Source organism: Paraburkholderia sp. CNPSo 3272 (assembly GCF_024206495.1).
GTDB lineage: Bacteria > Pseudomonadota > Gammaproteobacteria > Burkholderiales > Burkholderiaceae > Paraburkholderia.
Genome location: NZ_JAMBPQ010000044.1, coordinates 34,296 through 60,888, shown reverse-complemented (window position 1 = coordinate 60,888; position 26,593 = coordinate 34,296). Strand labels below are relative to the sequence as shown.

The window sequence follows — 26,593 nt, the reverse complement described above, 5'->3', positions numbered from 1 at the left end:
ACCCCCGGCCGCTCCACCGCCACCTGCGCCTTGCGCGAATACTCCTCCCTCAAGCGCGATTAACACTGCAAAGACTGCTAACTTCCGCATTGATTTCACGATATTCCCCTAAAAAGCCGCCCCGTGCTTACCGTGCAATCGCGACACGTACGCGTTCGTCACTCCAGGTCGGGTGACCGGATACGTGCACACGATAGGCTTTGGTCCGCTGCCCGGGACGTCGTGCGGATCCGGTCCATTGGAGGAGCGCACCTGTTGTGCCTAAGCGGTAGTTTCATCGTGTTCGGGAAGTTTCCGGGAAAAGCCGGGGCACCACTGCTCCGGCTGTCAGGTCACCGCCCCCCGAATTCGCACGCCGGTGCTCCCCGTCCCCACCGAGAAGCCATAGTCGCCGCGCGCACTGGGTAGAAGCCGAACGTTGATGACCCATTTCCCGGAACCTGACATGCGGGCGCCGCCCGGTGCGAGCGCGGCCTGACCGTCATCTAAGGAGCCGGCCAGTGCCGTCATGGTCCTGCTCGTGGCCTGCGGCAGTCCCGCCATTGCCATCGCTGCAGCGGTCCCCAGAGGTGGAAAGCGTGGAGAGGCAAGCCTCCTGCTACACGCCCATATCACGCAAAGCAAGCTCGAAGTGCGCAAGATTTCTTTGTCGATGCTCGCGACTGCGCGCGCCGAGAAACTGCCCTTCGTCAGCCAGGAAGGCGATAAGGCGAAGACGGCTCTTGCCGCGCTTCAACACGAAGAAATTCGTTCCTTAGCTGATTAGTTTCTGCTAGCAAACGCGCGTTCGTGAAACAGTACATCGCGCCCTATACTGTTTCGAGGACGCGGCCGGTCTTTCATGTCGCGGTTCGTGCACTCATCCGAACATTTGCGAATGGACCAGCTTCGTTTCCGCAACTGGCAGATGGCGATTGCGATGTCCGCATTGGCGTCGCTCATTTTCATCGCCGATACCGTCACAGTCCTCGACATCGCTGTAGCCACCCTGTACGTGCTTGTCGTGTTGCTGTCAGCGAGGTCCGGGTCGACTCGTACGGTAATGGGGACGGGCGCGGGATGCATCGCGCTCGCTGCGATCAGCTGGATTCTCACGCAGCCGGGCGGTCCTGTCATTGAGGGAGTCATCAACGAAATCATAAGCATCGTCACGATTGCAGTGGTGACGTTTCTCATGATGCGCAATGTGCGGACCGAGCAGAGGCATCGATATCAGGCAAGCCTGCTCGAGCTGACTCGCGATGCCTTCTTGACGTGGGACATGAGCGGGAAAGTGCTCTACTGGAACCGTGGCGCAGCAGCGCTGTACGGCTTCGACCGGAAGGCAGTGCTAGGCAAAATCGTCCACACAGTGCTCAACACGGAATTCGCTGTACCGCTCGAACAGATCATCGACTGGCTGCTCCAGCACGATAGCTGGGAAGGCCAATTCGTCCGGCGTCGGGCCGACGGCGCAACTTGCATCGTAAGCGGCCGCCTGACGTTGCAGCGCGATGCGGCGGGTCGCCCTTCGATGGTTCTCGAAACGAACAATGATATTACCGAACGCGTGCGCCTCGAAGATGCGCTTGAGCAGGCGCGCTCCGACCTCTTCCGGATGAACCGCGTGCTCGTCCTTGGCGAGATGACCGCGTCCATCGCACACGAGATCAAACAGCCGATTGCCGCGATGATGACGAGTGCGACGGCGGCGCTGAACTGGCTCGGTCACGTTCCGCCGGACACGCAGAAGGCGGCGCAGGCCGTTGCGCGAATCGTCAACGATGGCGACCGCGCGGTCGAGGTGCTAGCGCGTGTACGTTCGCTCGTCAAGAAGGCGCCGCCGCGCTCGGCGCGCTGGGATATGAATGAAGCGGTAAAGGAAGCGGCCGTGCTAACTCGGGCCGACATCGCGCGCAACCGTATCCGGCTCATGCAGGAAATCGAAGATGCCCCTCTCTTTATCGACGGCGATCGCGTCCAGGTCCAACAGGTACTCATCAACCTGATAGTGAACGCGATCGATGCAATGCGTGACGTAGACGACAAACACCGCGAAATGACCATCGCGACAGGCGTCAATCCGCAAGGCGATGCGTTCATCGAGGTGCGGGACACGGGCGCCGGGATACAGGGCGCAGAATCCGCACGCCTCTTCGAATCGTTTTATACGACGAAACCGGAAGGCATGGGGCTGGGTCTAGCGATCTGCAAGTCCATCGCGGAGGCGCACGGCGGACGCATCGAGGCCAGTCCGGGGCCGTCCCGCGGGGCAGTGTTCCGGCTGACCCTGCCTGCCGAACGACACGAATGCACTGGGGCGGCGTAACAGCCGTAATGGCTCAGCGGTAACAGCGGCCGGCTGTGGCGTTCGCGTTGCCGAGCATGCATCCGCGAGGGGCGGAGGTCGTTTTCCATCGCTTGGTTCGGGCACCCGCTCTCGTGAGCCGTGGCCGCCGCAGGCGCACCGCATTCGGACTTCAATTCGAGCATACGATCCGGCAAGAGCCGGCGCAAAACTGCGTTCGTAATTTACCCCCTACCTTGGTTATCGCCGTACCATACTAAAATGGTGCTTCGTACTCGAACAGGCCACACCGTGCGTGCGACAAGCATGCCAGATGCTCCAGGCCTCGTCCGCGCCTACCAGGGACTTTCCATGGCTACCGATAGGCATGTTCCGTCGACTACGAGCGGTATCCGTGGGTCGACAGTCTTCGTCGTCGACGATGACGAGTCCATCCGTCTCGCGTTGCGCGATTTGCTGGAGTCGGTCGGGTATGGCGTCGAAACATTCGGCTCCGTCCGGGAATTCCTCGATTCCCGTAAACCCGGTGGCCCCAGTTGTCTTGTACTCGACGTCAGGCTGAAAGGGGAAAGCGGTTTGGCATTTCAGCAGGCGATGGCTCGCGAAGGATTGCATATGCCGGTGCTTTTCATGACTGGTCACGGCGACATGGAAATGTCGGTACGAGCGATGAGAGCTGGCGCATTCCATTTCTTCCCGAAACCGTTTCGCGACCAGGACATGCTCGACGCGATCTCCGAGGCCCTTTCAAAGGACGCGCAACGCCTCGAAAAGGAGCAAAGCCTCACGGCGCTATGCGCGGCCTACGCGTCGCTAACGCCGCGTGAACGAGAAATCCTGGCCTTGGTCGTGCGCGGCATGCTGAACAAGCAGATCGCCGTACAGCTCAACGTGAGCGAAATCACCGTGAAGATACATCGGGGACAGTTGATGAAAAAAATGGACGCGCATTCACTTGCGGATCTCGTGTTCAAAGCCGCTGCGCTTGACATCGGCCCGAAGCCTGGGCAGCCGCATACCTGAGAAGTCTCCGCCACGGATGCGCGGAACACACGCAGACACGCAGGTCCCGTGTGCCCGGATCACATTGGAAGATTTGCAAGCTCGTGCTGCAGGGCTCGCGCGTCCGCCGGTTCAGAAGCGTCACAGCGTGGCTCGCCTGCACCTGGGAGCGCGATATGTACCTGATGGAATCAGGGCCGGCCCGCTTCCGAACGCGGCTGCATTTCGGCTACAGACGCTTTCTCGCGCGCAGTTGCAACAGCCCCATATTCTTCGTCGCTCAACACCGGACCGACCTGCCCTTTCCACTCGTCACGACTGTTGCGGCCACACTGTTGCCCAGAATGTTCGTGGCAGTGCGGCCCATCTCCAGAGCTCGAATACGCCATCTTCGTCGTCCTTTCGACGGGCCGCCACGCGCAGTCCCTTGAGTGCAATCGAGAGCTTCAGTTTCTGCCCCCGCAATCGCACCAGACCACTTGAATTGACCAGTAACACCTCATCGCCCGGGCCATATTCAAGCCCACATCGCTGACTGGGCCGCTTCCCGCATCCACAGGTGGGGGACCACGAAGCCGATGACCGGTAGCAGCACCGCGCCCGATTCGCGTCTGCCCGTTGCGCCTATGCGCGGCGCGGCGAGTGGGAGTAATCTTGCCTTGTGTCCGCTGGCACCCCGATTTCACGTTTACCTCCGGGGATCCCACAACGGCAGATTGCTGCCCGCCAGGTCGTGGCGGGTCGGCTGCGAGAGTTGCTGTGAAGGCCAAACGAGAACGAAAGATTGGAACAATGCACCCGGACGCGAGGTCTGCCAGATTCCGCTTGACCGCCAGCATCCTGGCCGGTGGTGGTATCGGCCTGGCGCTCACCACGTGGCTCTGCTTTCGGTTCGATGTCGGTCTCGCGGTCGCGTCGCTCGTCTACCTGACCGAAATTGTGCTGCTGTCCCTACTCGAAAGTTTCCTGAGTTCAGCCGTGCTCTCGCTCGTTGCCGTCTGCCTTCTCGATTTCTTTTTCACACTGCCGCTGTTCTCTTTCCAGATAAACGCCGTTCAGGATGTCGTCGCACTGGCCGCTTTCGTCGCTGCATCCTTCGTCGTTACCACGCTCGTGCAACGGGCTCACCAACTCATCGAAGTTCATCGAAAGCAGGCACAGTTGCTCGACCTCACACACGATAGCGTCGTGGTGCGCAACATGGATGACGTTATTACATACTGGAACAAAGGCGCTGAGCGGATCTACAGTTGGAGTGACGAAGAAGCGCTCGGCAAGATTGCTCGTTCGCTGCTAAGAACACGGTTTCCGCTGCCGCTCGCCGATATCCAGGCAAGCTTGCTCGCAACCGATTACTGGGAGGGCGAGGTGATCAGTACTCGCAAAGACGGTTCGCAGGTGGCACTCTCGACCCGCTGGGCGCTGCTCAGAAACGACAGAGGCCAGCCGATTGCGATGCTGGAAACGAGCACCGACATCACCGAAAACAGAGCGAAGGAAGAAGCGTTGCAACGCGTGTCGCGGTTGACCACGATGGCGGAATTCGGCGCATCGTTCGCGCACGAGCTTGCGCAGCCACTTTCCGCTGCCGCTACGAATGCCTCCGCATGCATGCAATGGCTCGACCGTGACACGCCGAACGTCGAGAAGGCATTAGCCGGTCTTCGGCGGGTGATGTGCGAAACCGAACGTTTGAGCGAATTGTTCCAGCGGGTTCGCATGCTCGCGAAGGGTACGGCGCCGCAAATGACACCGCTCGAGATCGGCCAGGTCGTCGACGATGTGATCGCGCTGCTGCAGCGCGACCTTCTGAACCACCGCATTGCGTTGACAAGAAAGCTTTCGCCGGACCTGCCCGTGGTTCTCGGCGACCGCATCCAGTTGGCGCAAGTCATCACCAACCTGCTCATGAATGGCATCCAGGCGATGGACAGTATCGAGGATCGGCCCCGCGAACTGTCGATAGAATCGCAATGCAGCGACGAGGCCGGTGTGATCGTTGCCGTGCAAGACTCGGGCGATGGAATCGATCCCGGTGTCATTGCCAGGATCTTCGAACCTTTTTACACGACCAAGCCCGAAGGAATGGGGATCGGTCTGGCGATATGCCGCTCGATCGTACGGGCTCACGGTGGGCAACTGCGCGCAATGAACCGGGCCGGACACGGCGCAAGGTTCGAGATCAGTCTTCCAGCCGTTACGGCGGCAGAGGCGAAAAAATGACACACCGCTTTTTCACGTTGGTGGAGCGTCACTGCTCCGGTTCGCTTCGCGCCCTCGCGCGCCTGGCAGGGCGAACTGGAACACAGCGCCGCGTGGCGCATTGGCGCTTGCCCACAGGCGTCCTCCGTGTGCTTCTATGATCGACTGGCAGATCGATAACCCCATGCCCATTCCGCCGGCTTTCGACGTGTAGAAAGGCTGGAAGATGCGGTTGATGCTATCGGCCGCCAGGCCTCGGCCGCGATCGCGCACGCGCACGATAACGTCGCCGGACTCGTCGCTGCCAGTGTCGACGATCAATTCGCGCCGCTGATCGTCGAGCCCGCTCATTGCTTCGACTGCATTGACCACCAGGTTCAGCATCACCTGTTGTAGTCCGATGCGATCACCTTCGATGATCGGCAGTTCGTCGGCAAGGTGCATGCGCACCGACACGCCGCTTGCGGCAACCTGAGCGCGCATCAGCCCGATTACCTCGCCGATGACCTCATTGATCTGCAAACGTTCTGTGGAAGGCGGGCTTTTCCCGACGAGGCCATGGATCCGGTCCAGGATTTCCGCAGTTCGCTCGGCATCCTTCAGGATTCGAGCGAACGCTTGCTCGACCTTCTGCAGATTGGGCGACGCCGCATGCAGCCAGATCAGCCCCGCATGAACGTTGGTGATGATAGCGGCTACCGGTTGCTTGATTTCGTGACTCATCGACGTTGCCAGCTGTCCGATCGTCGTAACCCGGTTTGCATGCGCGAGCGCGATCTGCGCTTCACGGTATCGCCGTTCGCTCTCCTGTGATGCGGCTTCCGCGCGCTTGTGCTCTGTGATGTCGCGCGAGATGCCGATCAGGAATTGAGGCTTGCCGCTCGCGTCGACGATGGGGATCTTCATGGTATGCACGAGGCGCGGTCCATCGCGGGTCTGAACCGTTTCCTCCGGTATGTCCACCAACCGCCGTGCCTCCAGCACGGCACGGTCCATTTGCGCGAAGAATTCCGCCTGTTGTACGGGGAACAGGTCGTGAACCGACTTCCCGATGAGTTCCTCGCGCCCGTAGCCAAGCAGTTCCTCGGTGGCCCTGTTCACATGCAGGAAACGCAGCGACACGGCTTCCTTGACGAAGAGTATGACCGGAATGTTCTCGATGATGCTGTCCAGGAAGTGCGCGCTAGCTCGCGCCGCTTCTTCTGCGCGTTGACGCTCGGCCATCTCCGCGGTTTGGCCCGCAAGAGCCGCTGCCAGCTCGGCGGTGCGCTGCGCCACGCGCGTCTCCAGTTCGGCATTCAGCCGTTTGAGCGCGTCCTCGGCCCGCGCGCGCTCGCGCCGATCTTCGAGAAACTGCTCGACTGCACGCGCCATGTCGGCGATCTCGTCGGCGGCCCCTACAGGCACGCGGGTTTGCGCGCCGTCGCTTTCGCCTGCGCCCTCCCGATGGCCGTGCCGAAGGTAGTGGCTGACAAGGCGCAGCCGCGCCACGATGTGACGGCCGAGAAACACCCGCACGATCAACCAGGTGAGCAAGAGGCTCACAGCGACTTCGCCGACGACCCACGCGCGCAGGCTCTCGGAGTTCTGAGCCAGGTTTTCGATCCTCTTGCGGTAGTCGAGCGTGAAATCGTCCGCCACCTGGCGCGCAGCGGCGGACAGCGCGTCGGCCTGGCGTTGTACCTCCTCATCGAGGCCGGCCATGGGGGCGTCGGCCTGCGTGCCGGCTCCCGGCAGGCCTGTCGACGCAAGCATCGTCGCGCGCATCTGCGCCTCGATGTTCACTGTATTGCGAAAACGCTGGCTCGATCGATGCAGCGCCAGTACATCGACACCCACGTCGTTGCCCGCGGCGGCCGACGTGAAGCGGTCCACCAGGCGGTCGAGAACTTCCAGCTGTTCGAGGATATGCCGATGGGTTTGTCGCAGCGCATCGACGGTGCGGTCGCTCGACAACTGCAGCGCCATCCTCTCGACCGTCAGTGTGCGCTGCACCAGCGCTTGAGCATCCTCTCCGGGCTCGAGCTTGGCCTGCGTGAGTCCGCGCACCGCATTGGCCGAATAGGTCAACGAGTAGAGGGCCGTGGCGCCCACCGCGAGCACCAGCGCAGCGAGGCACGCTACCACCAGAGCAAATTGCGCGGTGAGGGATTGAGGCTGCAGGCGTTTCATGGCCGTTGCCAGATGCGACGATAGATGTCGCGATAGCCGTTCGCTGGGTCGTAAACGAGCCGCTCGCCGCCGTCCGCGGTGACATTCGCGGCGGTCACGAGGTGCACCGGAAACACGTAATTCGTGACGTCTTCTCCGGCGAGTAGGCGGTTCATCTCGTCGACAAGCTGCCAGCCCTGCAGAGACAGCGGCTCGGCGACCGTTCCCGTCTGGAAGGTGCCGGTGCGGACGCGCAGGAACGCTGACTCGCTGCCGTCGCCTGCCGACAGCATAACCATCGCGCCGGCGGGCAAGCCGGCCTGCGTGAGCACCGGGACGGCGTAGTCGAAGTAGATGGCGTTGATGGCCAGTGCGCAACTCCAACGCTTGCCATAACGCGCGACCAACTCGCGCGTCGTAGCCGGCATCAATTGCTCGCTGCGCGAAATCGGGATGTCGCGCACTTCCAGCAACCCGCATTGTTTGCACGCCCGCACGACGGCGGCCATCGCATCGGCTTTGTCTTGCGCCACCCTGATGTTCGAGTCCGTGAAAATGACGACGCCCGCGTGCCCGCCGCTGCATCCACGAGTTGTTCACGAGGATCCAGGAGGCTGACAGCGTCGTGCCCAACGCGACCAGTGCACAGGACACAAGATAGAACCACGGCGTACGCGTCTGCGACCGAACAGCATCACGCCGAAGAACGTCGCTTCCAAGGCAAACGCCGTGAACGACTCGTAACTTGAAAGGTGTCCCCTGGATTGGACCACTTGGTCTCGACAGCTCATTCCAGTTCGTCCCGAACTGGAATGCCATAACGATTCCGGAGACAACCCCATGCCGAAAGCGACGCCGAATATCTTGAGCCAGAATCCGAATACTTCACGGTAGACACGATTTCCAGTGACGAGCGCCATTGCTTCGAGTACGGCCAGCCACGCAGCCAGTCCAATGGTGAACGATGGGAAGAGGATGTGGAAGGAAACAGTCGCCGCGAACTGAATCCGCGACAACAGCAAGGATGAGGCTTCCATGAGTGCGCTCCTTTTCGGGCGTGGTGAGCGGAGACTGCTTGAACGGGGGAAACGGTGATTTAAGCCATAAAGCCACAACGAAGCGCGGCCTGATAGCTATGACGATAAGCGCATTCCACGTCGGACCAGCAAGCACAGGCAACCATGAAGGAAAACCGAAACAAGTTACTGGATGCAGACCTGGTTGAGGTCGACCGTTCTGCGATACATGTTCCGGTTGAGCCACGGAACGAATGTGTATTCGTCGTATGCGTTGGCGCCGATATAGATCCAGTTGTGAAGTCTGTTGGACATGTCAGTTAGCTCGAAATGAAGGTTGATGAGTAGTGCTGTCCGCATCCGCGACGCGTGGCGATACTACGGCTTGTGCGAACGCGGGACTGATATTTCGCTCATCTGGACGGCGGCCGCCCGTGGAGGAGAGAAGACTGCAGGCCAGAAACAGGATTTTCGTTACGCAGTCGATGAAAGCGACGGCTGGCTCGAGCAGCGGTCCAGTAAGGTCGACTGCTGCGAGCGCCGGGGCGATCGCGAGCACGCTCATTGCGCAAAGAAAACAGAAGACCGAGCCTGCAATCCGGGAGTTGAGTACGACTGCGAGCCCGCACACGACCACGATTAATCGTGTGCCTATCGTCGTGGCTAGCGTAGCGTCGTCTATCGATGCGAAGTCGAGAGCTATCTCGATCAATTCCCACCAGCAGACGACGAGTGCTGAAATGGTGGTCGCAAGCCCGGATGGCTCGATGACGCCGCGGGCATCGAGCGTGGGGTGCGGCAGATCGCCATGACGTGTGCGCTTGCTGAACATCGTTCGACCTCTTCACCGGCATACTTGACGGGAATACCTGCGCGCCGTGATTCACGAATTGCTTGCTGCCCGTTAGCGAACAGCCTGCGACGCATCGGCTCCTGGTAGACGGAGAGGGACCTGTCACGACGCCGTGCTTCAGGCGCCGAAGCAACACCGTCTATGATTGCCAAGATAGAAGGAAGATTGGTATCGAATCCATTCTGCTAGCGTTTCGACCTTCGCCTACCGTTGCTTGCGGCATCTATACGTTCGTATGACCCGCATTGCCACGGGGGTGAAGAAGGTATGCGGACGGCACGGGCGCGAATGGACACAAGCCGGTTTCGAACCTGGGGCACACAGCGAGTCGAAACGCTGCGCCGGGCGCATGGCTAGCCATTCCGGAGGGATAGCGCGATATACGCCGGTATGATGGACAAGCTGCTATTGGCCAGATAGATTGAATTCGCAGGTACTTCGGCGGAAAGACTCATGCCCTCAAGGCTTCCAACTAGCGCTCCGCCCCCGAGCCGGGCTCAGGGGACCGTCTGGATTGTTGACGACGATGAGTCCTCGCGCCTTGCAATCGAGAGCCTCGTGGAATCGCTCGGCTATCCGACGCAGGTTTTCGCGGCGCCGGACGAGTATCTGGCTGCGCGCACCGCCCGCTTGCGCACCGAGGATGGCGTCCTGATTTCCGACATCCGTATGCCCCGTATGTCCGGCCTGGAGTTGCTCGATCGTCTTGTAGCGCTAGGCGCAGCGCCACCGACAATCTTCGTGAGCGCGTTCCCAAGTGACGAGCTGCGGTTGCGAGTGCGGGCAAGCGCGGCAGTCGCGCTCCTCGATAAACCAGTGGACGCCACCGCTCTCAGGCGCGAACTCGCAAACATCCGGTTCTGACCCGGGACCCCGAAACTCGACAGTTGCGCCCCCTCCTTTGAATCGTCTGCCACCCGTCAGGAGGCAGACGTTGATACTGCGGCCCTATTTCCATTGCCATGGCCTTGAGCGCGAGGTCCGCGCGCGAATGCGCGTTCTTGCGGAAAGTCGCCGCCTGCCTGGCGTGCAGGGCGCATTTTGCACCGCTGCGTTGGCACGTATCGCACGCGAACCCCCTGCGCCTTATACCGGCGTATAGCATTCGATGCGCGCGTAGAGGCGGTGCCACCCGTTCGTAGAATGGCATCATCGATCTGGCGGGACTATCTTGTGTCATGGCAGCTGCGATTGGGCGGTGCGTTCGCGATAAGCGTTGTTCTCTGGGGCTCGTTCGCGTGCATAAAAGGCGTTGAGGCTGGGCTGTCGACACGCTCCGTGAAGAAGTCCATAAATCGCATTATCTTTTGTATTAAGGAAAGAAAATGTTGGAGAACTGCGCTGAATCTCAAACCGCCGAGCAAGCGATGGACGTAGCGGAACTGCACAACTGGATTGAAGCCTGGTATCACCATTCTGTTTTGGTTGGCTACATTCAGCCCATGTACGTTCTTGACAACTTTACCGCACACCGTCTTGAAAACTATTTCTGTTGGGGCCTTACGCCCTGCGAGTGCGCTGACGTGATGTTCGGCAATTTGCATTGAGGGTGGCTACAGACCGCGCGATAGCGCCACTTTGCTTGTAGTGCGATGTAAGGCCTCCGAGAGAATCCCGTGGTCCTCCATGTGTATTAGCCGGCACTGGGTCTGACAGGTAGTCGGAGCCGATAATAAGGCATCAAAGAGCAGTGAGTTTCTCCTTGCGTGAATTCAAACGCTCAGTAAGTTGCCCGCGGCCAGTGCGTGTGGGCGACAACATGGATGCGGCCGCCGCGCATCGCCACTTCTATGACTAGTACAACGCTGTTCTCGACATGGCAGCCGAATACCACCTGGAGACAATTCGGTTGGTGTTCAGCACCGAGCGCAAGCCCGTGCGCCCGGACGACATCCGCGACACGACAGTGATCGCGGTGGAAAGGCCAGATCCTGGGAGGGAGCGCGCAAGGGTGATTCGCGATCAGGCTACGTGCTCAGGTCGAATACTTCTGAAACCCAGAGCTGATTCGGCCGCTCAGCCTTGAATTGCCGGTTGACCCGGTCCAGCGGGCGCGGCGCGTTCGTATCGGGAGTCGTCGTGCGAACCCGTGTGCCGAACCGCGCCGTGCAGGCCTTGCAACTTCGTCAGACGTCCGACCGTGCAGCGTGCCACCACAATGCCTTCCCGGTTCATCTGCTACCAGACCTTCGGCACGCCATAGACCTGCATGTTGGCCTGCCAGACACGCTTGATCTCGGGTTGCAGAATCTCATCTTGTTTCGCACGGGCGCAGCGTCTGGACGGATCGCGAAGATTTGCCGCATGGCGTCGGTAGCCCGACGGGGCAATCCGCAAGACTTTGCAGATCGGCTCGATTCCGAAGGTGTTGCGATACTGGTGGACGAAGGCCTTCAGGACTTGAAAAATCAACCTTAGGAATGGCTGTCTCATACCTGCGTATGACGGGTTTACGGTGACGGCTCTCTCTTCGTCGCCGCCAAGCTCGAACATTCGCTCCTGGACCCTTCAAGGTATCCAAAAGTATGAGCCAGTCATGCCCGCTGAGGGGCTCAGCGATCCGTACGTACAATGGTTTTCTTTTGGTCGTCCGTCTATCTTTATTGCAAGAGATTTGGTCCGACTGCGTCGAGACGACCGATGTCGGCGGCAGCGACCAGCGTCTTCTACGCGGTAAATAAGAAGAACGTGGACGATTTCACTCGACCGCCTATCGTCCGGAAGACCGCGAAAAGGCCCCGTTTATCGTGGATGCTACAGGAGATTGCCATGTACACCTATTCGATCCGTTATCGCGATGGCTGCGGCCGATGGTCGGTTGCCTACGCACAGGCCGCTTCACAGCCCGACGCTGAAGCGATTGCAACCCGCCGTTATGGCACGTTCCATTCCGTCAGCCGTATCGGATTGGTTTCTTGAACAACGTGGGCTGGTGGCCCGAACCAGTATTGCTTATGAAACGAGAGAGTAAAACTGCTGGGAAGCAGACGACGGGGCTTTGCCTGCACATTTCATCTGTCCCAGGTCGAGTGGGAAAAACGCTGACCCGCAGCTTTCTCGCCGCATCGCCTGAGTTTCACATGCAATACCGGTTCGCAGGAATGTTTCCGCCGGAATACGCTTCGGCGGACACTGCCCCCTCTATGTCGGATGACTCGAAGCAATACGAGGTGGCCCGCGTTTGTCTGACCGTTTCCAACTGAACACCATAGCCTCGATGAGCACCGAAAGAATCAGGCGCCGGTTTGCGTGGCCGCACCGGTACAGGCTATTGGCGGCGGGCGGATGCCTGATCGTGGTCCTTTTGTGGATCGGCGCCGTCACGGAAAGCCTTCGATCGCGCCAACTGGTGCTGCAGTCCAACGACAGGGAACTGTCGAGCCTCGCGTTCGCCGCCCTGAACGTACTCAATGGCGCAGTGCTCGCAACCTGCAAGCCGCGTCATCGACATCAGGAGTCCCTGTCGCTTCTGTGCGAAATCGACAAGGCCGTACCGGCTGAACTCGACGTGCACTGCATCGTGGACAACTATGGCAATCACACGCATGCCAAGGTCAAGGCGTGGCTGGCAGCAAAGCCGCGCTGGCATATGCATTTCATTCCTACCCACAGTCCGTGGCTTAACCAGGTCGAACGCTTCTTTGCGCTGATCACCGACAAAGCCATCCGCAGAGGCTCGTTTGCCTCGGTCAAATAACTGATCACGCGTATCGATCAGTTCGTTTCGCACTACAACAAAAACTGCAGACCGTTCATGTGGACCGCTTCGGCTGATTCCATCCTCGAAAAACTACACAGACTTTGTTCGCGAATCAGCGGAACGGAACAGTAGTAGCGCGAGAGTAGCACTTCGCTGGGATCCAGGGCCGCAGGAGCATTTGCGAGCTCAATCCCAATGTTTTCAAGGTAGCTGATCAGCGGCACGAGTGCCTTGGTTGAAAGCCACAACGCGTAGCCCTGTGTGCGTCGAGCGTCCAGAAACTCCCCCGAGAACCGGGTCGGTGAGCATCGTCGCATCTAGTCGCCGGGAAGCAAGCCAGCGGCTCAGATGCGCAAGGAGTTGAAGTTGATTTGCTGCGGCGTTGAGGCGGTACCCTTGTTTGCGCAGCGGGGTAGCGAAGCCGTTCCTGAATGAGGCGAGCGGTCCGGTGATACGGACCCGCGATGGATGTGACATGGTGTGCCTCCTTCTCGCAGATGCGGAGAATTAAGCATCGCTCAACTGACCGTTCGGCGAGAGCCCCTTGGCGTCTTCACCCACCAGCACGCCAATGCTTCGCTCATATCCCCCGTCGAGACGCCGCGCTGCTAGAGCGAAGGCAGCGCGGCCGACACCCGCGGCGAGCGCCGCATGTACGGAGGCCCGAGGCTCGAATCGAACTTCACGCCCGATCCCGAGCGGTCGCGCACCTTCGGCACTTGAACCGGAACCGGCCCGATGGCCGGGGACGATCCCGCGCTCGGACAAATAGCCGTTACGCGCGACTGCTCGCCGCCCCTCCAGAGTCTTTACATTCGAGCACCGTTCGAGCAATGCCGTCAATTCCGCATCGATCGCCTGTTGGATGATTTGCCGCGCGCTTTGCTGGATCAGATCGTCCAGGCAAGGCGAGCCCTTCCCTTGCGTTGCTGCTGCTTGGCTGTTGTTCGCCTTCTGCGTGCGTTTCGCCGTGGGGGTGGAGTTCGGTTGCCGAGCTTGTTACCGTGGGAAAGCAACATTCTCAGTCCACCGCCACCGCCTTCTTCATGCTCCCCGCCGACTTCCGTACACCAGATCTGAGATTAGCTCTCCTTCGTACGCCGTTCGCCTGGATCGCTTGGGTATCTGGCTTGTCCGTAGCGGATCATCAGCACCCCCAGCGCGATCAGCACAATCGCTCCCGCCGACGCCAGCAGATGAAACTCGGTATTGGTGCCGGCACGCAGAATCAGGTCGCGCGCAATCGACACCATCGCAATGTAGAGCGGAAAGCGAACTGGTAGCTGGCCCGCCTTGAGATACTGCCCCACCATCGCGAAAACCTCGAGATAGAGGAACATCAACAACAGGTCTGTAAGCGTCACGCCATCCGATTGCACCATATGCCATATCAGCGCCCCCATTGCTGCCACCGTTCCGATGCCGATGATGAACAGGCCAAACAACTCGGCGAGTTCCATTACACGCTCGAGGCGTTCCTTAATCGCCCGTTGCAGAGCGTTCTCGTACTTCATGTTCGCAATTCTCCCGGAAGTAACAGCATGGCGGTGGTAACGCGAGGATGCATGGTTTCCCAAACATGATGGGCATAACGCCCGAACTCCTTTTTGCCTTCCAATATACGGCCGGTTCAGAAAGGAATCTATTCGGAACACAGGGTTAATGTCGATATTTTGAGTGTTTAGCCTTATCCGCTTTACCGGGATCCTCCGGCTGGTGCGACGCCGAAGCGTTTCGTCCTTGATGTGATCGTCGCGCGTGACATGGCGGATGGCGGTATCCCTGCATTTGCAACCTTGGAAAGAGAAGTGAAAGGTCCATTCAACGGAACATCGGGCCCGTGCGCTGTTGCTCACGGGCTTAGGCTCAATCATCGGTTCGGGCTGGCTGTTCGGTGCATGGAAGGCCGCGACCATCGCGGGTCCTGCGGCGATAGATATCCACGGCCTGCGGTGCGGCCTGTGAGGCGGGCGCCATTAGGTCTTTGTAACCGACCAGTTCCGCTGCATGCGCCGGCGCGACGGTAAGACCGATCATTGCTGCGAGAATCATCTTACCGCGCAACTGATTATTTTCTTGGGTGCTTCACAGTTCGCTTCATCGAGTCGAGCCATGTTAAACGCGGCCAGGGCCATCGCATGAAGGGTTAAATCGCTGAGGCCCTTGCCAGGCGGAGGTTCAGCGCACTGACAACCACTTTTTCACTACTCTGCCCCCCCTTTCGCACAATACCGCGCGAACCTCTCCTGGGAATTTGCGAACCCCTTCTGTTTGGCCAGTTCCCAGGGCCGCTCGCACTGCTGCGTATATTCACACCACGAATACCCCGCGGACCCAATACACCCATGAGCATCTCGATCGGCTCCAATAATGTTCGATGCCGCATCGGGCGAAGGATTGGCGCAAGCGCAAAGCGCAATCGCCGCCGCAGCAGCGATCGCGAAAGAAAAAAAGAAATGACGTCGCATGGAAGAGCCTCCAGAAGAGGCGCCACAGTATCACGGCTGCTGCCGTGACGCTATTTTTGGCTCGGTGTCGTTTGCATCCCTAAACGCGGCGTCTTGAGGCGGCAAATCGGACTAGTCTGATTTGCCCTTTGGCAGTTTGAGTAGAGCTGTCCACTGGCGCAGGAGCATGGACGCGCGTATTCTAGCGCGTTTCCGTAACTCGGCGATGGAATGACTGCTTGCTGAGTGAAAACGGCCGTCTGAATGTCCTAGCAACGCATTGGACGAACGTCCCTTGATGGCCGAACGCGGCTCTCAGCCGCAGACGCCGCGCAGTAACCTGATACAGCAGCGCTAGCGCGTCCAGGAAGCATTCTGCAGGACCACGCGGTAGCCATCGGGATCTTCGAACGTCAGACCGCGTCGATCCCAGTACGGATTCTCTGCTGGCACCGGTTCATTTCCCAATGCGAGGAACCTTTCGACGGCGGTTTCCCACTCCTCAGGCGTCGGCAAATAGATGACTAAGAGATGCTCTTTAGTGGGTGCATTCGGGAGCGTCACATTGTGCTGGTGAGTCAGTTCAATATGCCACGGGTACTCTCGATGGCCGAGAACGATGCCATCAAATCCTTGGTGACGACAAATTGCGCCAATACCTCGAAACCAAGACCCTGAATATAAAACGCAGCCGCGCGAGCGACATCATTCGTTGGACGAGCGACACGTAGTACGTGAACTGGCATTAGGGGTTCCAATCGAAGAAATGGACGTGGCAACCAATCGTCGGCGCAGAACCGATTGTCAACCATCGTGCCCGTGTCGAACGCCTCTTTATGACCGACCTTTGCCTGACGCGGTCGGCAGCAGCCGAGCCACATCGGACCTCCGAGCCGTCTGACAGCAATGGCCGCTTCCGGCGTGGCTCCGGACTGCCGCTCGCAGAACGGCGCAATGTCGTTCGGTGGCTAACCACGCCCATCCATAGGCTCCATGCCTGCTTGCGTTTGACCCTCACTGCAGCGCACGTTGCTCTGTTGAGTCGTCGTTCGGTAACACATTGTCATAGTAGTTACCATCGAGATGACAAAGTTGTAATTGGCCTGTCCCCTTGGCGTCATGAAGAACCGTCAATAATGACTGCCGCTCCGGTACGCGGGCCAAGAGTGGCTCCTACAGACGAAACCAGCTCGCACCATGCGCAGCTTTAGGCAGGTTACGTTTGCCCGCGCCGCAATGAGGGGAGATAGTGATGGTACCGGTAAATCCGATCACATCTGCTTTGCAGCAGATGCAAGCAATGGCGAATGAAGCGACGAATCCGGAGTCGCTGGACTCTTCTGCGTCGGCTTCGTCCGCGACCAGCCCGGTTAGCTTCACGGAACTGCTTCAACAGTCGCTCGCGAAGGTAAGCGCCAGCCAGGCATCGGCAACGGGTGAGATGCATGCATTCGAACTTGGCGCGTCGAACGTCTCGCTCAATTCTGCGATGATCGACGGCGCGAAGGCCGGCATTATGTTTCAGCAATCACTGCAAATCCGCAACAGACTCGTAAGCGCCTATACCGACATCATGCAGGCGCAGTTGTAGTGAAACGTCGGCCTTCTGGGAGCCTGGAATTTGAGTCTTGGGCAATGCCCGACCGATTTGCCAAAGGTTATTACGGACTCGGGGCCTTCTCAGTCGCCGAAATTAACGGTCTGTGACGCCTTGCACGCCCGATCAATCGTAAGGCACATTGATGCTAGATAAGCTCGATGCGGCCTTCGCCAAGAACCCACCAGTCGCATCGAACGAATCATGACGGTTTCGTGCACGCATGATTTGGTCGGTATGGCTGTTGATGCGCCAAAACTGCCCAGATTATTCGAGCGAGCTTGTTCGCCAAGGCAACGATTACTACATTCAACGGATGCCGTTGCTTCAACTGCTCAATCCATTGCCCTGGCTCTTTGGCTTTATAGAAATGCTGCGTGCTCCATGTACCAGCAAAGTCCTGAGATACGTGTCACCGCGCTTACTGATTCCTCGTAGCCTGATGGTTCCGCCGGAGCCTGTCTGTCCCGGAACGAGACCGAACCGGGCGGCAAACTCGCGGCCGGATTTAAATGCTACAGCGTTCCCCATCGTTGCTACTGCAGCAGTCGAAGTAAGCAACCCCACGCCTGGTATTGCCGCGATTGCCTTAGCTGCTTGATCATTCTTCATCCACTCCCGAAGCCGCCGCTCAATCTGACCGATCTGCTTGTCGATTGCATCCAGACCTCCCCATTGCTCTCTCAGCGTGTCGATCAACATTGCGGGGAGGCGTCCTGACAACCTTTCCAGAATCTTGATTATGCCTTGTCGAGCGCTGCCCTACCGCATCCCACCACTTCGCCATACTCGCTCAACAGCCCGCGAAGACTGTTGATCTGCATCGTGCGGAATTTCACGAGTTGCTGACGCATACGATGCAGGGCAAGCACGGCCTGCTGGGCTTCGGTTTTCACGGCAACTGCCTTGCAGTCTACCTGGGCAGCCATCCAGATCGCACGCGCGTCGGCAGCATCGTTCTTATTGCGGATGTTGAAAGCCTTGACGAACTTCCCCGGCATCAACTTGACCTGATGCCCCATTTCAATCAACCGCCGAGCCCAGTGCTGTGATCCGCCGCAGGATTCCATCCCGACGAGGCACGGCCGCCGATTCGCAAAGTACTGAAGAAACGCCGCCCTCTTGACCGACCGGTTCACGACCTCACCGGTGTCTGGGTCCACCCAGTGGACCTGCATCACGTTTTTTGCAATGTCCACGCCCACAATCGTATGCGCCATGACGGATCCCTTCGGTTCGCCGAGTGAATCAGTATGACCAGCCTAATCTCAGATCGTGGCTTTTTGCTGCCAGCGATCGAGCCGATCGCGCAAGGCCTACGGGTAGGTTGGGGGCGTTCATATCATTCAAATCACATGGTCATCCTAAATAGATAGCATTGAAGCGTATTCCGCACCGTCCCCTCGTCAGGCCGTCGCCGCTATCCCCAGTGAATCTTCCATGCGGGCGACGGTGCGACCGTTCGCCTGATCGAGGGTTTTGGCGACTTGTGACTATCAAATTGCTTGGTGGGAACGGCCCGAACGGGCGTTGCCTGATAGCGCCGATCAGCACTTCTTATCCGAATCCGGGACGACTGCGAACGCGCCACACCGATCCAGAACCGTCCTTCACATCCATCCCACGTGTCCGAGTTCAGACGCAAAGCAGCCGCTCGCACCGAACCTGTAACCTCGACCGCCGTCTGTGCTTTTCGCATCGCTGAGTACCGAGCACGAACGTTACGATGCGTGAGGCAGACTCAGTCTGCTACACCCCTGTCTTCAAACTAAACAGGGGTACTCCAGATAAGCCTCGCCTACAGCGTTCAGAGACGACCTGCCTCTGAGTGCGCCCGCAGTCAGATGGGTGCCCAGGACGAAGACGATGCCGATTACGCTACCGGCGACGACGTCTATCGCCCGATAGTCGGCTGAGAAAACAGGGTGCCCCGCGACAATGATGGCCACGGCGTGCAGTGCGCATCTCGTACCGAACGCAACGACATACCGGTTGAAAGCGACCAGCGTCAAGACGGTAGCGGCTGTCAGTACGTCGAAGAATATGGGCGCGTGGGGAACGAGGATTCCGACCAGCATACCTGCTGGAACCCCGACGATTGCGCCGACCATCCGGTCTTTCCATTTGGTACGCGACGTCGCGACGTCACCGGTAACGGCACTCGCAGCCGACCAGACCAGCCACTTGGCGTAGTGGATGCCATGCCACCCGGCGAGCAAAGCCGCCACGCCGGCGGCGAGGGCGGCGACGACAATGCCTTCAACCCGGCCGCTGCCGGTGGTTCCGCAACCTGCCTGAAAGCAAGCCATCCATGGCTACCCTGCTTACTCACTAGTTTCCCCCAAAGACACGAAGCGCTCGAAGCAAGTATGACGGGAACCGCGGAGCAGAGGAGATACGGAAATACCTCGAAACCTGCCTGCCCCAATCGATGCCCGTCAGCATCGCCCGCGGTCGCACACGCGATGTAGAGAATGGGAATGAAGGTGAAGGTACCGGTCCAGCGCATCCCGGCGCCTGCGTCAGTAATGGCCACGCAGCCGATGGCGAGCAGCACGGACGCGATCACGAACGCCCCCGGCTTTTCGAGCGATGCGGTCATGGTGGGAACGCAGCAGGCTATGACGAGCGTGTGCAGAAGCACGCCAAGCGGAGCGAGGCGCGAGCGCTCCGCCGCAATGAAGACTGACACCGTGACGATCTCAGCGCGAAACCAGATTGGATCGCCAGTCACGAGTCCCGCGATGAAAATCGGCGCAAGCATTATGGCGCCCCGCGACAGCATCCGCAGATTGATGTGACCGTTGAACATAGAGGTGGCAATTCCGAGTCGATAAACAACCCTTCTTCTGACGGCCAGCATGCGGTCGATGCGGGTCTTTGCTATCAGGGCTCTTTGGCGCGCCCGACGACCTGAAACTTGATCGGCCGTCGCGTCAGACAGCACTGCCACGGAGTATCGGTTTCCTTCCGCATACATGCAATGTGCGCGCTATGTCGATTTCCATATCATTTGGTGAATAACAGTCGTGCGTCCCGGATCAGCGGGGGTCGGCGCCAATTGAACTCGATCGTCGATGACAGTTCTCCGCGCTCGGCAACACTCCGTCGGTCGGACTGCCGATGACTCTTGGTTATGTCGTCAACTATGGTCTGATCTGCCCTCTTCCGCGGCATGCGTTGCCGCTCGCAGGACCGCACTATCTCCGATATGGAACCGCTTGCCAGCCGGTGAAACCAGTGAAACCGGTTTACTTAACTCCCTCCCATCCGGCTGCACACATGCCGAATACCTGACGACAGCTACCCATTCGTATATTTTCCCGCCACGCGGCATCGCCTTGATCTGTTCAACCAGGCCGCGGGGTTCCCGCGGCCTTTCCCAAAGGTCGCCGTAGTAGCGACATTTCTGGTCCACCGACGCCAGTACCATGAAACCACCGTTTGAGTCAGTGGCCGGAGCGCCCACGACTGTGGTCTCGATTGACGCATCGGTAGCCGCATTGGCATGGACCATTATCGGCAGCAGCAGCGCGGCAAGTGACTTCTTCATTGACACCTCACTGGAGGGTTGCATCTGTTCTGGGGCGGCCACGTGAACCGATGAAGTTCAGTGCATCTGCTCGCTATTCAGTGCGAGCAGGCGCTCCAGTTCCAGCAGGGCCCCGGCAAGCAGGTCAATGGCGCCGTTGGGCGTGGACGCCGTAGCAGCACTGCGAAGCGCGGCCCGTACGATCTGGTGAGCGCTTTCTGGCTTTGCTTTACCGATGCTCGCGATGAATTGCTTTTCCATAAGTACGCCTTCTCTGGACAATAAGAATCCGGCACCTGATGGATGAGGTGACGGCGGGAAGTATATGGGCCCCAGACCCTGAATCGCCGCTCGCAATTCTTTGTTTCCATCTTGCCAACGAATGCGGCGATGGGCTGGTCCGTGCGAGCTCCTGACGTTGCGCCCGGAGGAACTGTTCGTTGCCGCGCAGTTGCTTGTCAGTGGTTAGTAATTCGATAGACTCTCGCTCAACGAACTGGCGGCAAGACACTGTGCTGCGCCAGCACGTTATTTCAGAAATCCGCGTTCTCTTGTATCCGACGCGCTAGTGGAGAGACCATCATGGCAAAGGCAAGAAAGTTCATCCCAAGTACCGTTCTCGCGTCTGTGCTATCCGTACCGGCTGTTTCATTCGCACACGGCACTGGCTCGCCAATGAGCGAACAAGTGCGCGTTCCGGTTCGGCAGGAGGGTCCAAGCTACCTGGACAGAACAACCGCCGCCGCCGGCTATCCGATGGACTTTGCGTGCGCCAAGGCGCGGATGCAGGCTCAACAACAGGCGTTTGAACAATATGGGGGCGTGAGAGGTTCGTCCGCAAAGCATTCGTCAGTGCAACCCGTTTCCGGCAGCAGCGTGATATCGGATATTTGAAGTTAGCGGTGCGACAGTTCAGATGACCGGTTTCGCAGGCCGGCGAAGTTAACGTGATTCCTCAAAAACCAGAAGATAACCATGAAACAACTTTATTTGGCAGCGTTCGTTGTCCTTAGCAGCTCGTCAGTATTCGCCCAAAGCGTAACGTGTCAGCAACTCGCTTCGCAGCAGCCCTCGTCACAGCAGCTCTCGTCGCAGCAGGTGGCGCAGGCAACGTCTCAAGCCCGGAGCCAGCTTTCGTCACAGCAGCCTTCGTCGCAGCAGCTGGCGCAGGGAACGTCTCAAGCCCAGAGCCAGCTTCCATCACAGTTGCCGACACAGCTCCCTAAACTGCCGACGCCCCCCTCGTCACCGCTTCCGCAATTCCCCCAATAGAACTGATAGAAGCTGCTCGCGGCCGCGAAGTCCTGCGCAAATGCGCACGACACTCGCGGCCGCTATGGATGTTTGTCTTGCAGTTGCCTCTTTCATCGACCACCCGACGAACACCGGCGGGGCAAACGAGACGTGGCAACACGGCGACGACCTGTGGCCGCGCCTGGCTTGACTGATAGCAGTCGCGATTTCGTGCACATTGCATTCGCGGTCTAGTCGCGTTGATCGTCGCGTTGACCATCGGCGCTTCGTTGTTTCATGCGAACCGGTACGTACTGCAATGGCCGCAGCCGGAAATTCACCGGAAGGTCGGTCGACACTTGCGGGTCTGATTCACGCTGCCGTCTGCGTTGTCGTAGTAGGCGCCCTGGCTCTGGGCGGCGACCGGCTGCGTGCGCTCACTATCGTCCCCGCTCATATCTTCAGCGCCCTGCTCACATGCGGCGTCGGAATATATCCGGTGCGATCCGTGCGCAGATGGTTCGACAGGGAGTTGTTGCCCAAAACAGAAATGAGTCCTGGCATGCGGGCGTCGTTGCTCACGTTGTTTGCGAACATCGTTAGGTGCTCGTCGTGCTGGAGTCCTTGTCCGTGCCAGGCGTCAGATGGCACAACCTTGCATGGATAGTCAGTGCGTTGTCGGTGGGAATCGGTTTCGGGCTGCAGGAGATCGTAAAGAACTTTATCTCCGGACTCATCTTGCTCGCGGAGCGGCCGGTGAAGGTGGGGCGACATGATCAGTATCGCCGGCATCGAGGGGGACATACGGCGCATTAGTGTGCGTGCCACCCAGATCCAGCTTGCAGACAAGTCGACTGTGATCGTGCCGAACTCGCAGCTCATCTCGCAGAGCGTGCGCTACGTCACGATGGGAAACACCACACAGGGTATCGCCTCCCTGGTGCTCATATTCGCCCTCGGCGTCGAGCCGGAGCTGGTCCGCGACATTCTTCTCGATGCTTGCAGGGATCACCCTTCAGTTCTGGCGCATCCGGCGCCATCCGTCATGTTCAGTCAGTTGACGCCCGAAAGCATCACGCTCACGGTAAACGGGGCATGTAAGGAGTCCCAGGATCGCTGGCGACATCAAAAGTGAACTCATGTTCGCCATCCTGAAGCGGTCCCGTGCCGCGGATATCCCTTTGTCGAACCTGCGAACGGTTTTGCTCCATGCACCGCACCGGGGTGCCTCCGCAATGGGCGTGGCGGGGCTGCGGGCGGGCCGTCCCGTGGCAGCTCCTCAGGCGCGAGGAGCGTATCGGCGAACGCCCGGAATACTGCGGAGCGGCGTCGAGGCGTAGCGCAGGTCTGTCCGGCCAAGGCGCAGCGACGACGGCTCCCGCATTTGCTGGCGACGAACGTTGCATACCCGGAAACACTGAATTTATGTAAGCCGTTTGAAATACGCGGATAAGAAGATTACGCTCCTCGAGACCATAGGCAGAAAGTTCCCCAGATCTCCCGAGGTCGTTTTCAGATAAGCCGCGTCATTGTCTCCGACGCCCAAGATAGGAAGTTCATCATGGCGAATGCATCCATGCCCGTTTTCACGGTCGTGTCAGTCCTCCCTCTTTCCACTGTCAGATCCGCAGAGAACAACGATCCTTTGGCGCGTGAACTGGCGCGCAAATCCAGCGTTCAACTGCAGCAGGCGGACTGCGAACGCATCGATGGCTATTCGCCCAGTCCTGCGGACATGCACGTGACTTTGGCGAGCGTGGCGGCTCGACAGCAGGCGTTCAGCAGAGCCAGCGCAGTGAAATACGATTCATCGGTTTCCGGCGCAACGACTGCGTCGCGCCTGGCCTCCTATCGTTCGATTTATCAGGAAAGTTGATTGGACGTCGAAGCGCGCTATAGGCAAACCTCTCCACTCTCGTCACGTCTTGCGTAACGCGACGTCGGTGTAGGACGTCGAACAAAACTGTGCTTCCGTCAGCTGCATCGGTACGTCGGTAAGTTAGTGATCCTTCGCGTTCCTGTCTGGAATCGCCAGCCGTTGTGCGCCGGATCGCGTCTATACCCGCTTCATTGAATAGGGACACTGCTGTGCGATTGAGGATAGTTATACATTTTTTGGCAACTATAGCCGCATGCTTGTGTGGCAGTGCGCAAGCGCATACGCGCATCGGGGTAGCGGTAGCAGTGCCGCCTCCGGTCATGATCGCGCCCGCGCCGATATTCTACGCAGCGCCATCCCCCGTCTTCGTCCAATCGATCCAGCCATCGCCGAGGACCGCGTATGTTGAAAAGACCCAGGAAAGTCCGGCGGTGGGCTCGTGGTGGTATTGCCCAGCGACGACGAAATACTACCCATACGTCAAGGAATGTTCGAGCGGTTGGGTAGAGGTGCCAGCGAAACCGGCCGGGACGAAATGACATGACCAGGAACAATTTGATTTCCCTGATTCCGAGCGCGAAACGGGGCTTATTCGTGGTAGTTGCCATGACTATCGCAACCGGTATCGTCGCGCTCGCCGGTTGCGCTGCCACGCCGATGGCCCCCACAGTAATGGCGCTGCCCGGCACCGGCAAATCGTTCGAACAATTCCGCAGCCATGACGCGATGTGCCAGCAATTCGCTTCCGGGCAGACAGGCGGCGCCAACACTCAATCGGCCTCAGGAAGCAGCGCGCTCGGCGGTACAGCCGTCGGCACCACGCTTGGTGCCGCCGCCGGGGCCGCGTTCAACGGCCGCCGTGGCGCGGCAATCGGTGCAGGTATGGGCTTGCTCGGTGGCAGCATGATTGGCGCCGGCATAGCACAGCGCGCCGCCACCAGCCTTCAAACTCGCTATGACCAGGCGTACATTCAATGCATGTACGCAAATGGCGAGTGTGTGCCAGTCCCGGGCGCCGCCGCTGTATCTCAGACTCGCGACGAAGCACCGCCACCTCGGCCGGCTTACAATGCGCCACCTCCGCCGGCCTACGACACGCCCCCGCCGCGCGCATTTCGTTTCGAAAGCTCCCTTGGTACTCGCGGATCGTGCGTGCAAGCGCACCGACTTCCTTGGGGTCCTTTATCGAGGCATAGTGTTGCTTGGGCGCCGGCCTGAGCGCCTCGCGAAGATCCGTCGTAGGGTCACGGTATGCCCGTCCGGTCACAACTGCATACCGGAAAATCTGTCCGCATTTCTGCAATGACCGATGGGCTGTGTCGACGGCACCGCGTTTCTCGATTCTCCTCAATGCAGTCCGTAGTTCGACTGCGGTAATCTCATTGATCGGGCGTTTGGCGAGGGGGGAAACACGTCCCGCTCCAGTCGATGCATGATCAACTTAGCGTATTCCGCTTCCCACTTCCCTTTCGTCAACTGGAACCACTCGCGCGACACGACTTCAAAGCTGTTCGTCGCCTGGTCTTTTTCCGCCCTCTTCTGCGCCTTCCTCGCTTCGCCCGGATCGTATCCCGCCGCGAGTTTCTTTCGTGCCTCTTCGCGCCGGTCACGCGCGTCCTTCAACGTCACGGTTGGGTAGGTGCCGAGCGCGAGCAGCTTTTCCTTGACAGCAAAGCGGTACTTCAACCGCCACAGACGGGAACCGCTCGGCATCAGGAGAAGATCGAGTCCGTCACCATCAGAGCGCTTGACGGGCTTACCGCCTGGCCGGGCGCTACGGATCGCAGTATCGGAGAGGGGCATTGGGGATCTCCTGCCGAAGACGGCGGCATACCCCCAAAACTACCCCCACCAACCAGGGGAAGTCAACGGGCCAAGCCAGCAAACAGCGGAACAGCCGACGGCCTGAGACGCCCACCCAGTAAAGGCATGGCTACTCCATCGGAATACGCTGGAGTTCTATGGAACAGCGAATGGTGGGCCGTACTGGATTCGAACCAGTGACCAACGGATTAAAAGTCCGCTGCTCTACCAGCTGAGCTAACGACCCGGTCGACTTTTACCCTCGCCGTCACAGCGCTTTCGCGGGCTTGCCCTAGCCGATATCGATCGTCCGGTGCGCGGACGGCGCTGGTTCCAGTTTCGGAATGGTCAACGTGAGAACGCCATTGTCGAACTTCGCCAGAGCGCGTCCGGGATCGGCGTATTCCGGCATCGGAATCGTGCGCACGAAGCGTCCGTGGGCACGCTCCAGCCGGTAGCAGCCGTTCTCCTCACTGTGCACGTCCTGCTTCTTCTCACCTCGGAGCACGATCGCGCCGTCCTCGACGCTCACTTTCACGTCTTCGCGCTCCATTCCGGGCAGCTCGGCAGTCACACGCAGCACCGGTCCTTCGTCGACAACGTCGATACGCGGCTGGAAACGCGACGAACTGAAGTCGCCAAACCACCGGTCGAACGCGCCACGGCCCGCAAACGGGTCAAGAAAAAATTCCTCCATTGCGCGCCATGGTTCGCGTGTAAACAGTCGCGCGATGTCGGGCGTCGAGGCACGTTCGTTTTCGCTCTCGGACGTGCTTTCCCGGCCTTGCGCATCGGACTTGCGGGAAGCTGCTCGAAGGAACTTGAAGGGATTCCACCTTCTCGGATCAGGGCTCATCGTATCCTCCTCCATGTTCTGGCGATGCATAACAA

The 26,593-nt window shown here is 59.2% G+C and carries 21 protein-coding genes, 1 tRNA gene and 10 pseudogenes; 13 read left to right on the top strand and 19 right to left on the bottom strand.

Annotated elements, in window-relative coordinates:
* Positions 1-327 precede the first annotated feature (327 nt).
* Positions 328-510 carry a hypothetical protein gene (locus tag M3I53_RS32415; RefSeq protein WP_254319893.1) on the bottom strand — a complete coding sequence of 61 codons (183 nt, stop codon included), beginning with the start codon at positions 508-510 and terminating at the stop codon, positions 328-330.
* A 73-nt stretch (positions 511-583) separates the two neighbouring features.
* On the opposite strand from M3I53_RS32415, the pseudogene M3I53_RS32410 reads away from it, so the two are divergent.
* The 4 genes and pseudogenes from M3I53_RS32410 to M3I53_RS32395 form a co-directional block, all read left to right on the top strand.
* Positions 584-694, top strand: a pseudogene (locus M3I53_RS32410) (GntR family transcriptional regulator); the annotation flags it as partial.
* A gap of 183 nt (positions 695-877) precedes the next feature.
* Positions 878-2,308: a sensor histidine kinase gene (locus M3I53_RS32405; RefSeq protein WP_254319892.1), complete on the top strand. Its 1,431-nt coding sequence runs from the start codon at positions 878-880 to the stop codon at positions 2,306-2,308.
* A gap of 330 nt (positions 2,309-2,638) precedes the next feature.
* The gene (locus tag M3I53_RS32400; RefSeq protein ID WP_254319891.1) at positions 2,639-3,310 is read left to right on the top strand and encodes a response regulator transcription factor; all 672 of its coding nucleotides are present in this window, start codon (positions 2,639-2,641) and stop codon (positions 3,308-3,310) included.
* 804 nt (positions 3,311-4,114) lie between these two features.
* Positions 4,115-5,512 (top strand): PAS domain-containing sensor histidine kinase, encoded by a 1,398-nt coding sequence (locus M3I53_RS32395; RefSeq protein WP_254319890.1) that lies wholly within the window; start codon positions 4,115-4,117, stop codon positions 5,510-5,512.
* A 12-nt stretch (positions 5,513-5,524) separates the two neighbouring features.
* On the opposite strand, the gene M3I53_RS32390 is transcribed toward M3I53_RS32395, so the two are convergent.
* The 5 genes and pseudogenes from M3I53_RS32390 to M3I53_RS32375 all read right to left on the bottom strand — a co-directional run bounded on the left by M3I53_RS32390 (position 5,525) and on the right by M3I53_RS32375 (position 9,490).
* Positions 5,525-7,663 carry a PAS domain-containing sensor histidine kinase gene (locus M3I53_RS32390; RefSeq protein WP_254319889.1) on the bottom strand — a complete coding sequence of 713 codons (2,139 nt, stop codon included), beginning with the start codon at positions 7,661-7,663 and terminating at the stop codon, positions 5,525-5,527.
* A pseudogene (locus M3I53_RS32385) lies at positions 7,660-8,223 on the bottom strand (sugar ABC transporter substrate-binding protein); the annotation flags it as partial. The pseudogene M3I53_RS32385 and the gene M3I53_RS32390, both read right to left, overlap by 4 nt.
* A gap of 55 nt (positions 8,224-8,278) precedes the next feature.
* Positions 8,279-8,679 (bottom strand): annotated as a pseudogene (locus tag M3I53_RS32380) (cytochrome ubiquinol oxidase subunit I); the annotation flags it as partial.
* A gap of 165 nt (positions 8,680-8,844) precedes the next feature.
* Positions 8,845-8,973 (bottom strand): hypothetical protein, encoded by a 129-nt coding sequence (locus M3I53_RS38325; protein ID WP_302057933.1) that lies wholly within the window; start codon positions 8,971-8,973, stop codon positions 8,845-8,847.
* Between the two features lies 1 nt (position 8,974).
* On the bottom strand, positions 8,975-9,490 hold the full coding sequence (locus tag M3I53_RS32375; RefSeq protein ID WP_254319887.1) for a hypothetical protein: 516 nt from the start codon (positions 9,488-9,490) through the stop codon (positions 8,975-8,977).
* Positions 9,491-9,964: 474 nt separating this feature from the next.
* Here M3I53_RS32375 and M3I53_RS32370 point away from each other — a divergent pair, with 474 nt between their 5' ends.
* The 3 genes and pseudogenes from M3I53_RS32370 to M3I53_RS32360 all read left to right on the top strand — a co-directional run.
* Entirely contained in the window at positions 9,965-10,375 is a 411-nt protein-coding gene (locus M3I53_RS32370; RefSeq protein ID WP_302057932.1) for a response regulator transcription factor, read from the top strand.
* A 461-nt stretch (positions 10,376-10,836) separates the two neighbouring features.
* Positions 10,837-11,058 carry a hypothetical protein gene (locus M3I53_RS32365; RefSeq protein WP_254319885.1) on the top strand — a complete coding sequence of 74 codons (222 nt, stop codon included), beginning with the start codon at positions 10,837-10,839 and terminating at the stop codon, positions 11,056-11,058.
* A gap of 203 nt (positions 11,059-11,261) precedes the next feature.
* A pseudogene (locus M3I53_RS32360) lies at positions 11,262-11,432 on the top strand (polyhydroxyalkanoate depolymerase); the annotation flags it as partial.
* A gap of 49 nt (positions 11,433-11,481) precedes the next feature.
* On the opposite strand, the pseudogene M3I53_RS32355 reads toward M3I53_RS32360, so the two are convergent.
* Positions 11,482-11,914, bottom strand: a pseudogene (locus tag M3I53_RS32355) (IS3 family transposase); the annotation flags it as partial.
* A gap of 366 nt (positions 11,915-12,280) precedes the next feature.
* Here M3I53_RS32355 and M3I53_RS32350 point away from each other — a divergent pair.
* Both M3I53_RS32350 and M3I53_RS32345 read left to right on the top strand, forming a co-directional pair.
* The gene (locus tag M3I53_RS32350; protein WP_254319884.1) at positions 12,281-12,430 is read left to right on the top strand and encodes a hypothetical protein; all 150 of its coding nucleotides are present in this window, start codon (positions 12,281-12,283) and stop codon (positions 12,428-12,430) included.
* A 298-nt stretch (positions 12,431-12,728) separates the two neighbouring features.
* Positions 12,729-13,343: pseudogene (locus M3I53_RS32345) on the top strand (transposase).
* Between the two features lie 396 nt (positions 13,344-13,739).
* Here the strand turns inward: M3I53_RS32345 and M3I53_RS32340 are convergent.
* From M3I53_RS32340 to M3I53_RS32325, 4 genes and pseudogenes are all read right to left on the bottom strand, one after another.
* Positions 13,740-14,114: pseudogene (locus M3I53_RS32340) on the bottom strand (transposase); the annotation flags it as partial.
* A 179-nt stretch (positions 14,115-14,293) separates the two neighbouring features.
* On the bottom strand, positions 14,294-14,725 hold the full coding sequence (locus tag M3I53_RS32335; RefSeq protein WP_254319883.1) for a phosphate-starvation-inducible protein PsiE: 432 nt from the start codon (positions 14,723-14,725) through the stop codon (positions 14,294-14,296).
* 690 nt (positions 14,726-15,415) lie between these two features.
* The gene (locus tag M3I53_RS32330) at positions 15,416-15,679 is read right to left on the bottom strand and encodes a hypothetical protein (RefSeq protein ID WP_254319882.1); all 264 of its coding nucleotides are present in this window, start codon (positions 15,677-15,679) and stop codon (positions 15,416-15,418) included.
* A gap of 333 nt (positions 15,680-16,012) precedes the next feature.
* Positions 16,013-16,404 (bottom strand): annotated as a pseudogene (locus M3I53_RS32325) (VOC family protein).
* A 503-nt stretch (positions 16,405-16,907) separates the two neighbouring features.
* Here M3I53_RS32325 and fliE point away from each other — a divergent pair.
* Positions 16,908-17,249: a flagellar hook-basal body complex protein FliE gene (gene fliE, locus M3I53_RS32320; RefSeq protein ID WP_254319881.1), complete on the top strand. Its 342-nt coding sequence runs from the start codon at positions 16,908-16,910 to the stop codon at positions 17,247-17,249.
* Positions 17,250-17,457: 208 nt separating this feature from the next.
* Here the strand turns inward: fliE and M3I53_RS32315 are convergent.
* The 4 genes and pseudogenes from M3I53_RS32315 to M3I53_RS32300 all read right to left on the bottom strand — a co-directional run bounded on the left by M3I53_RS32315 (position 17,458) and on the right by M3I53_RS32300 (position 21,048).
* A pseudogene (locus M3I53_RS32315) lies at positions 17,458-18,475 on the bottom strand (IS110 family transposase).
* A gap of 543 nt (positions 18,476-19,018) precedes the next feature.
* Positions 19,019-19,564: an FUSC family protein gene (locus M3I53_RS32310; RefSeq protein ID WP_254319880.1), complete on the bottom strand. Its 546-nt coding sequence runs from the start codon at positions 19,562-19,564 to the stop codon at positions 19,019-19,021.
* Between the two features lie 833 nt (positions 19,565-20,397).
* Complete coding sequence (locus M3I53_RS32305) at positions 20,398-20,808, bottom strand: hypothetical protein (protein ID WP_254319879.1); 411 nt, start codon at positions 20,806-20,808, stop codon at positions 20,398-20,400.
* 57 nt (positions 20,809-20,865) lie between these two features.
* The gene (locus tag M3I53_RS32300) at positions 20,866-21,048 is read right to left on the bottom strand and encodes a hypothetical protein (protein ID WP_254319878.1); all 183 of its coding nucleotides are present in this window, start codon (positions 21,046-21,048) and stop codon (positions 20,866-20,868) included.
* Positions 21,049-21,462: 414 nt separating this feature from the next.
* Between M3I53_RS32300 and M3I53_RS32295 the strand changes: the two genes are divergently transcribed.
* The 3 genes and pseudogenes from M3I53_RS32295 (at position 21,463) to M3I53_RS32285 (ending at position 23,896) form a co-directional block, all read left to right on the top strand.
* Entirely contained in the window at positions 21,463-21,681 is a 219-nt protein-coding gene (locus M3I53_RS32295; RefSeq protein ID WP_254319877.1) for a hypothetical protein, read from the top strand.
* Positions 21,682-22,265: 584 nt separating this feature from the next.
* Positions 22,266-23,360, top strand: a pseudogene (locus M3I53_RS32290) (mechanosensitive ion channel family protein); the annotation flags it as partial.
* 221 nt (positions 23,361-23,581) lie between these two features.
* Positions 23,582-23,896, top strand: a complete 315-nt coding sequence (locus M3I53_RS32285; protein ID WP_254319876.1) for a hypothetical protein — start codon at positions 23,582-23,584, stop codon at positions 23,894-23,896.
* Between the two features lie 850 nt (positions 23,897-24,746).
* Here the strand turns inward: M3I53_RS32285 and M3I53_RS38720 are convergent.
* From M3I53_RS38720 to M3I53_RS32265, 4 genes are all read right to left on the bottom strand, one after another.
* The gene (locus M3I53_RS38720) at positions 24,747-25,250 is read right to left on the bottom strand and encodes a hypothetical protein (protein WP_375542615.1); all 504 of its coding nucleotides are present in this window, start codon (positions 25,248-25,250) and stop codon (positions 24,747-24,749) included.
* Positions 25,247-25,702 carry an integrase arm-type DNA-binding domain-containing protein gene (locus M3I53_RS32275; RefSeq protein WP_254319875.1) on the bottom strand — a complete coding sequence of 152 codons (456 nt, stop codon included), beginning with the start codon at positions 25,700-25,702 and terminating at the stop codon, positions 25,247-25,249. Before M3I53_RS32275 ends, M3I53_RS38720 begins: the two co-directional genes overlap by 4 nt.
* Before the next feature lie 171 nt (positions 25,703-25,873).
* Positions 25,874-25,949: transfer RNA gene (locus M3I53_RS32270), tRNA-Lys, on the bottom strand.
* 45 nt (positions 25,950-25,994) lie between these two features.
* Positions 25,995-26,558: an Hsp20/alpha crystallin family protein gene (locus M3I53_RS32265; protein ID WP_254319898.1), complete on the bottom strand. Its 564-nt coding sequence runs from the start codon at positions 26,556-26,558 to the stop codon at positions 25,995-25,997.
* Positions 26,559-26,593: the final 35 nt, after the last annotated feature.

Coding starts and splice junctions, on each gene's coding strand:
- M3I53_RS32415 (WP_254319893.1), bottom strand. CDS start 510: ATGACGGCACTGGCCGGCTCCTTAGATGACGGTCAGGCCGCGCTCGCA.
- M3I53_RS32405 (WP_254319892.1), top strand. CDS start 878: ATGGACCAGCTTCGTTTCCGCAACTGGCAGATGGCGATTGCGATGTCC.
- M3I53_RS32400 (WP_254319891.1), top strand. CDS start 2,639: ATGGCTACCGATAGGCATGTTCCGTCGACTACGAGCGGTATCCGTGGG.
- M3I53_RS32390 (WP_254319889.1), bottom strand. CDS start 7,663: ATGAAACGCCTGCAGCCTCAATCCCTCACCGCGCAATTTGCTCTGGTG.
- M3I53_RS38325 (WP_302057933.1), bottom strand. CDS start 8,973: ATGTCCAACAGACTTCACAACTGGATCTATATCGGCGCCAACGCATAC.
- M3I53_RS32375 (WP_254319887.1), bottom strand. CDS start 9,490: ATGTTCAGCAAGCGCACACGTCATGGCGATCTGCCGCACCCCACGCTC.
- M3I53_RS32370 (WP_302057932.1), top strand. CDS start 9,965: ATGCCCTCAAGGCTTCCAACTAGCGCTCCGCCCCCGAGCCGGGCTCAG.
- M3I53_RS32365 (WP_254319885.1), top strand. CDS start 10,837: ATGTTGGAGAACTGCGCTGAATCTCAAACCGCCGAGCAAGCGATGGAC.
- M3I53_RS32350 (WP_254319884.1), top strand. CDS start 12,281: ATGTACACCTATTCGATCCGTTATCGCGATGGCTGCGGCCGATGGTCG.
- M3I53_RS32335 (WP_254319883.1), bottom strand. CDS start 14,725: ATGAAGTACGAGAACGCTCTGCAACGGGCGATTAAGGAACGCCTCGAG.
- M3I53_RS32330 (WP_254319882.1), bottom strand. CDS start 15,679: ATGCGACGTCATTTCTTTTTTTCTTTCGCGATCGCTGCTGCGGCGGCG.
- M3I53_RS32310 (WP_254319880.1), bottom strand. CDS start 19,564: ATGGCTTGCTTTCAGGCAGGTTGCGGAACCACCGGCAGCGGCCGGGTT.
- M3I53_RS32305 (WP_254319879.1), bottom strand. CDS start 20,808: ATGAAGAAGTCACTTGCCGCGCTGCTGCTGCCGATAATGGTCCATGCC.
- M3I53_RS32300 (WP_254319878.1), bottom strand. CDS start 21,048: ATGGAAAAGCAATTCATCGCGAGCATCGGTAAAGCAAAGCCAGAAAGC.
- M3I53_RS32295 (WP_254319877.1), top strand. CDS start 21,463: ATGAGCGAACAAGTGCGCGTTCCGGTTCGGCAGGAGGGTCCAAGCTAC.
- M3I53_RS32285 (WP_254319876.1), top strand. CDS start 23,582: ATGGCGAATGCATCCATGCCCGTTTTCACGGTCGTGTCAGTCCTCCCT.
- M3I53_RS32275 (WP_254319875.1), bottom strand. CDS start 25,702: ATGCCCCTCTCCGATACTGCGATCCGTAGCGCCCGGCCAGGCGGTAAG.
- M3I53_RS32265 (WP_254319898.1), bottom strand. CDS start 26,558: ATGAGCCCTGATCCGAGAAGGTGGAATCCCTTCAAGTTCCTTCGAGCA.